At 53.4% G+C, this 5,579-nt stretch carries 6 protein-coding genes; 3 read left to right on the top strand and 3 right to left on the bottom strand.

Going from position 1 to position 5,579, the window contains the following annotated elements; genetic code table 11:
- A partial coding sequence (locus AC1DWF_RS29715; protein ID WP_476842403.1) for a GDP-mannose 4,6-dehydratase occupies positions 1–473 on the top strand: 473 nt, incomplete at its 5' end.
- A 281-nt stretch (positions 474–754) separates the two neighbouring features.
- A complete protein-coding gene (locus AC1DWF_RS29710; RefSeq protein ID WP_476788347.1) occupies positions 755–1,450 on the top strand; it encodes a hypothetical protein in 696 nt (231 codons plus the stop codon).
- A gap of 54 nt (positions 1,451–1,504) precedes the next feature.
- Here AC1DWF_RS29710 and AC1DWF_RS29705 read toward each other — a convergent pair whose 3' ends face one another.
- A complete protein-coding gene (locus tag AC1DWF_RS29705) occupies positions 1,505–2,464 on the bottom strand; it encodes an FkbM family methyltransferase (RefSeq protein WP_476788352.1) in 960 nt (319 codons plus the stop codon).
- A 216-nt stretch (positions 2,465–2,680) separates the two neighbouring features.
- Here AC1DWF_RS29705 and AC1DWF_RS29700 point away from each other — a divergent pair, with 216 nt between their 5' ends.
- On the top strand, positions 2,681–3,688 hold the full coding sequence (locus tag AC1DWF_RS29700; RefSeq protein WP_476787004.1) for an FkbM family methyltransferase: 1,008 nt from the start codon (positions 2,681–2,683) through the stop codon (positions 3,686–3,688).
- A gap of 116 nt (positions 3,689–3,804) precedes the next feature.
- On the opposite strand, the gene AC1DWF_RS29695 is transcribed toward AC1DWF_RS29700, so the two are convergent.
- Together AC1DWF_RS29695 and AC1DWF_RS29690 are read right to left on the bottom strand one after the other, a co-directional pair.
- Positions 3,805–4,986, bottom strand: coding sequence for a glycosyltransferase (locus tag AC1DWF_RS29695; protein ID WP_476842402.1), 1,182 nt, complete (start codon positions 4,984–4,986; stop codon positions 3,805–3,807).
- Positions 4,987–4,995: 9 nt separating this feature from the next.
- Positions 4,996–5,579, bottom strand: a 584-nt coding sequence (locus tag AC1DWF_RS29690; protein WP_476842401.1) for a glycosyltransferase, incomplete at its 5' end; no start/stop codon positions are given.

Below are 5,579 nucleotides of genomic sequence, written 5' to 3'. Positions count from 1 at the left end.
GCCTGAAGTCAATCCGCTTCCGTCCTTTCAACCATACCGGCGCAGGACAGAGCGATGCCTACGTTGTGCCGGCCTTTGCAAAGCAGGTCGCGGAAATTTCTGCGGGTTTAAGCCCTGCAGTCATCAATGTGGGAAATCTCTTGGCGTATAGGGACTTCCTGGATGTTCGCGACGTCGTTCGTGCCTACGCGGATGCCGCGCTCTTGGAAGTGCCTGAGGCGTATGGACAAGTCTTCAACCTCGCGTCCAGCCAGGTTCACCAAATCAGCGCCGTCCTAGATACATTGATCAAATTGTCGGGATTGGCAGTCGAAATTCATGTCGATCCTGACCGACTGCGTAAAGCGGAAGTAGCCACGGCGTGCGGAAGTGCCGAGGCCGCTTGTAGGATGTTTGGCTGGCGACCGGAAATAGGCTTTGAGGAAACGCTATCCGGCGTGCTTGATGACTGGAAGAGTCGAGTCGATGGCTGAGGATCGAAGGCACCTATCTTTGAAAACAAAAGCTTAGACAGTATGACACCCTGACGCCTTTGTGCAAACACTAGGCTAGACCGCCAACACCTTTAGAACTTCTACGAGGCCAACACAGCAATAATAAAGAGTTAACCCGGGAACTCTCGTGAATCCAAACGCTGCAGTACAGATCTCGCAACTCCTACTTCGACAGGGGTACAAAACTCTGGCTCAAAGCGGCGTTGCTCAACCTAGTTTTCCAGACGTGGAATTCCAATGTCACTCTCAGAATGGTGAGGATGGCATACTCCTTTTGTATTTTCTCCTTGCTGGGAACGACGAATCGAAAGGTTCTCGAGATTTGCGCCGGCGACGGAACGGAATGCAACGCAGCAAACTTGATCGTAAACCACGGCTGGGATGGCCTTTTGTTTGACGGCGACGCCCAGAATATTGCCCATGGCCGAGCGTTCTATGCGACTTGCCGAAGCACCTGTGTCGCGCCGCCGAAACTGGTTGATGCTTGGATTAGCGCCGAAAACATCAACGATCTTGTTATCAGCTTCAGCGGGCCCATTGACCTTTTGTCCCTCGATCTTGACGGCAATGACTATTGGATCTGGAAGGCCCTGAATTGTGTTCAACCACGCGTCGTGGTGGTCGAATTCAACACGAGTTGTGGCCCCGAAAAAAGCATCTCCATGTCGTACAAGGTTACAAGGTTTGACTACAGGCTCGACTTATCGGTGCAGCCCTACCGATGCGGAGCGTCTCTTGCGGCATTCGCCAAGCTTGCCCGCGCCAAAGGATATCGGTTGGTAGGGGTCCAGTCGCTCGGCTTTAATGCCTTTTTTGTGCGCGATGGACTTGGCGAAGAACTGTTGCCCGAACGATCCGCACTGGATTGTTTTCAAAGTAACGACCGTATGAGGAACTGGACGCCAGCTCAGCTAGAGATGATCATCTCGGGCAATGAGAAGTGGGAAGAAGTTTAGATTCCTGGGCGGCCCCCGCCTTTCCGCGATACACTTGGTCTCGACACGCATGCATCAACCGGCCAGTACATGCTGAGCCAGTCCGTTCTTCTCGTACACATGCATRGCAATGGCAGCCTGTGCTAGCCGGTCTTCGCGAGATAGTGGTCCGCTGTCCCGGTAGAATACCGCATCCGCCCAAATTAGCCGCTCCGACGGGCCGGAGACACCACTTCTGGTGTAAGAATAGCGAGTTTCCGTCACAAAATCGATGAAGGAAAACCCAGCTGCTCTCAGGAATTGCTCGACTTCTGAAAACAGTGGCTGGCTCATGTAAATTGGGGCCAATTCGACCTCGCAGTGAACTACGTTCGTCCGTGAAAGGAGTTGCTGCGCACCACGCAGAGCGGCTAGTTCAAAACCTTGAATATCAAGCTTCAACAAATCCACCCACGCCAAGTCATGTAGGACGTCATCAAGACAAGATGTATCCACTCCCTCGGTCGCGGTCGTTCTCAACGTTTCCAGATGATTAAAGTTCGAATTGAAGTCCAGATTGAGCGGAAGAAGGGAAGATGTGGCATCGTCGTTGTTTATGTGAAAAGTCTGCCGCGAACCGTCTCCTATGAAATTTGGATACACACTCATCGCAATGTCGCCTGACGACAAGTTGGTGCCGTGGTGCGACAAAGGCTCAAAACCTATGCAACGGCACGGAAATCCTGCCGCAATCAATGGCATGTAAACATGATCTTCAGCCGCAAGCTTCTGCGCACCCACATCCACGATATTGATCGTTCGAGAGATATCTGGGCGCAGGTCGCTAGCTGCCTTGAAGGGGGCATGCCTATTTGCAAACTCCTCGCTTGCGACAATTTCATCAACCAAGCGCCTTACGTCACGTTCATCGCCAAGGACATCGGAAAAGAACCCTAGCGCTTCGGGATCAGGCTCCCGACCAAGCATGGTTCGAAACAGGACACGAACATAGTCGGCATTTTCCATTCGGTTTCCTCTGCGGTCAAAGTCGAAGATTGCTGAGGTGTGCGCGCTGTAAACGGCAAAGACTTAGTCAACACTCTGGCGCCTCTCCAGCTTCCCCAATTTTATCGACGTTCGCGGTTGCAATTGTCAGCCAGTCCAGTTCAGGTGGCTTCAGTGCTTCAATAGCAGCATCTATCTCACGACGGGTAAAATTGCGTAGGCGCTGCATCCGTCGAAATCAACGGCAGCATTCAGCGAGTACAGAACTTGTTCACCTCATACGCTCAAAATTTCGAGGACGTTATTCTCTGGCGTGCCCTTAAGACGGTCCAGAACGGCTTCTACATCGACATCGGCGCTCAGGACCCAATGCAGGATTCAGTCAGCCTGGCATTCTATGAGCACAGTTGGAGGGGTATCCATGTCGAGCCCACCCAATTTTATGCGGAAAGGCTGAGGGCAGCGCGACCGGATGAAGTTGTGTTACAGGCAGCAATCGGCCTTGCGACCGAGGACATCGAGTTCTTTGAGGTCAAAGACACCGGTCTCAGCACTGCAGACTGGGAACTCGCTAGCAGACATCAGAAGGAGGGACGCGATGTCGCGAAAACGAGCGTCGCTTGCATGACCCTTGCTTCTGTATTCGACACCTACGTCGATACGGACGTTCACTGGCTCAAGATCGACGTCGAGGGTATGGAGCGAGAGGTGCTCGAAAGCTGGGGGAACTCATCCGTTCGCCCCTGGGTCGTTCTTCTGGAAAGCACGATCGCAAACACAAAAATACCTACCCATTCCGAATGGGAAGATCTGCTGTTGCGCCGAGGCTATGAGTTCGTCTATTTCGATGGCTTGAACCGATTTTACGTTAGCGCTGACCACAAAGACCTCGCGTCGTGTTTCGCGATCGGACCCAACATTTGGGATGGCTTCTCCCTTTCGATTGACTCGGTTTTCGTTCAACAACTCAAAAAGCGAATTCTTGCCCTAGAATTGGACGTCGCTTCGGCGCGTGGCCAAACCGCGAGCCGGCGAAGGCTGCATGATGCACGCCGCAGGCAAGCAAAATCGCTGCAAAGCGATCTGGCGGAGGTCCAGAACGATCTGGCGAAGGCCCAGCAGAGCTTTTTTAGGACGGCACTAAGCTCCCTGAGAGCTGCCGGACCCAACATCAGCGCGCCAGTCCAAAAACTGGCCGACTTGCTTTTCTTTCACAAGGACGGGCGTCCCCGGCGCCTGACTATGATGGTGGGTATCAAGAAACGCGGCCGCTGAATCAAAGGGGGCACTCGGGCAAATGAGGGGTCGAAGCAGGAAAATTGGAGGCGCGAGGCAACTGCCTCTGCCCGTAAATGTCTCGCTCCGACCATCTGCAGCGCTGCAGTGAGACGTCACCTCTGCCGGTGCAGCCAAGCCCTCAACGGGGTTAGCGCATGCGACCATTCCACCTGTCTTCGGCGTTCGATTTCAGGCTGATCAAGCGCGAGCGGTGGTCGCGCTAAGACATCTCGAATTGCCTTGCGAAATGCCCTTGGATCATCTTCGATGATGATTCCCCGCTCCTCTTTCAACGCCTCATAGCCGCGAAAGGCAGTGCTGGTAGCGACCACCCATTTGCCCGATAGAATTGCCTCTGCAGTTTTCAAGTTGGACCCCCCACCGGAGGTTATGGGAAGATAGAACCCGTGCGCGCGCTCCTTTAAAGTCGTGAGTTCTGCGTCGGAAACCGGATTATGAAAAGATAGCCGATGCTTGTTAGATTCACGGAAGCGCTCGTAGCTCGGCTCAGCCCTGATCAATGCACACATACCACCCGCCACCGCTAGAGACTTCTCCGGCGGCAGAAATAGCAACGCAGGCCCGAGCATCATCTCAACGAAGCCACTGCTGTTTGGCGGATGTCCCGATCCCATCGTTAGGAGGAAGGGTTCGGTCGAATTCGCACGAACAGTCGTTTCGGGGAGCGGCTGAGCACCATTTGGACAGACCAGCACTTCGCTTGCCCCCATGCCTGCGTACACCGCAGCATCGGATTGGGTGCAGGCAATGACAACATCTGCTGTTTTGGTAAGAAGTTTTTCGACGCGCTCAAGATATCGCAATGCGCGCCCAACATATAATGGCTCTCCGCCGCGCTCCAACAGTATATCGCGCTTAATCTCAACTTCGACATTCTGCGACGAGTAAATTAGCCGATGTCCAGAGCGCCCCCTTCGTTTTAACGCCTTTATCGCCGGATAGAGGTATGGCTGTTCGAAATGTATATGGGTTGGACGAAAATCATCTACGTGGTCGACAAGCCAACTGATGCAATTGTCGTCACGCGAAGAAATAAGACCTGAGAAAATATCCTCCAGGTACGGCTGAGGATAGAACCACCCGTTCTTGCGATATTCAGCTTGAAAGGCGCGATCCAACGTGGTCCTTCTTTGGCTGGATTTGCCGGGGCATATCACCAGAAACTTCACTGGTACGCCCATCTCCTCATAAATCTTGACGATCTCCGCCGCTCGCCTTTGCCCGCCATGAACCGRCTCGTCAATCAGGTACGTTCCAAGGGCCAATACGCGCATAATCCCAGCCTACCTCGTGATTGCAGTGGCAAAGAACTGACTTGCGCTCTGCTTCCAACTGGTGCCGACGTAACTCTGCCTGATAGCCTTCTCTTTCTCGGAACGCACCACGTCATCATTCACGTATTCTTGGATTGCATCTCTCCAAGCATATACATCTAGTGGGTCAATCAGCACCGTGTGCGTGCTGATCTCGGGCAGGCTACCTCGATTCGAGGCAAGACAAACCTTGCCGTGCATCAAACTTTCGGCCACAGGCAAACCCCACCCCTCATCGAAAGACGGAAAGACTGTAAGCAGACAGTTTTCATAGCAGAGGCTCAACTCCTCATCGCTGACGGCCGATATGATCTCGATTCGATCGCATACTAAGGGGTTATTCCTGATCTGATGCATCAGATCGCCGGTCAACCAGTGCCCAGTCCCCACGAACACCAACTTGACGTCGGCATCAATTCGCCCCTCACTAACAAGGTTTTGCCATACCTGGTATAACAACCAGTGGTTCTTCCGCGGCTCTATTGAGGCCACCATCAGAACGTAACGCGTACCTTGCAGCTTGGCTGGTAGCGTCGCCGCCGCACTACCGAGCT

Source organism: Aminobacter sp. P4_D5, from assembly GCF_056401815.1.
Note: the sequence above shows the minus strand (reverse complement) of the source record. Positions and strands in the feature narration are given on the sequence as shown.

Bases quoted from the DNA above. Each gene is read 5' to 3' on its own strand.
- AC1DWF_RS29710 (WP_476788347.1), top strand. From the start codon at position 755: ATGGCATACTCCTTTTGTATTTTCTCCTTGCTGGGAACGACGAATCGA.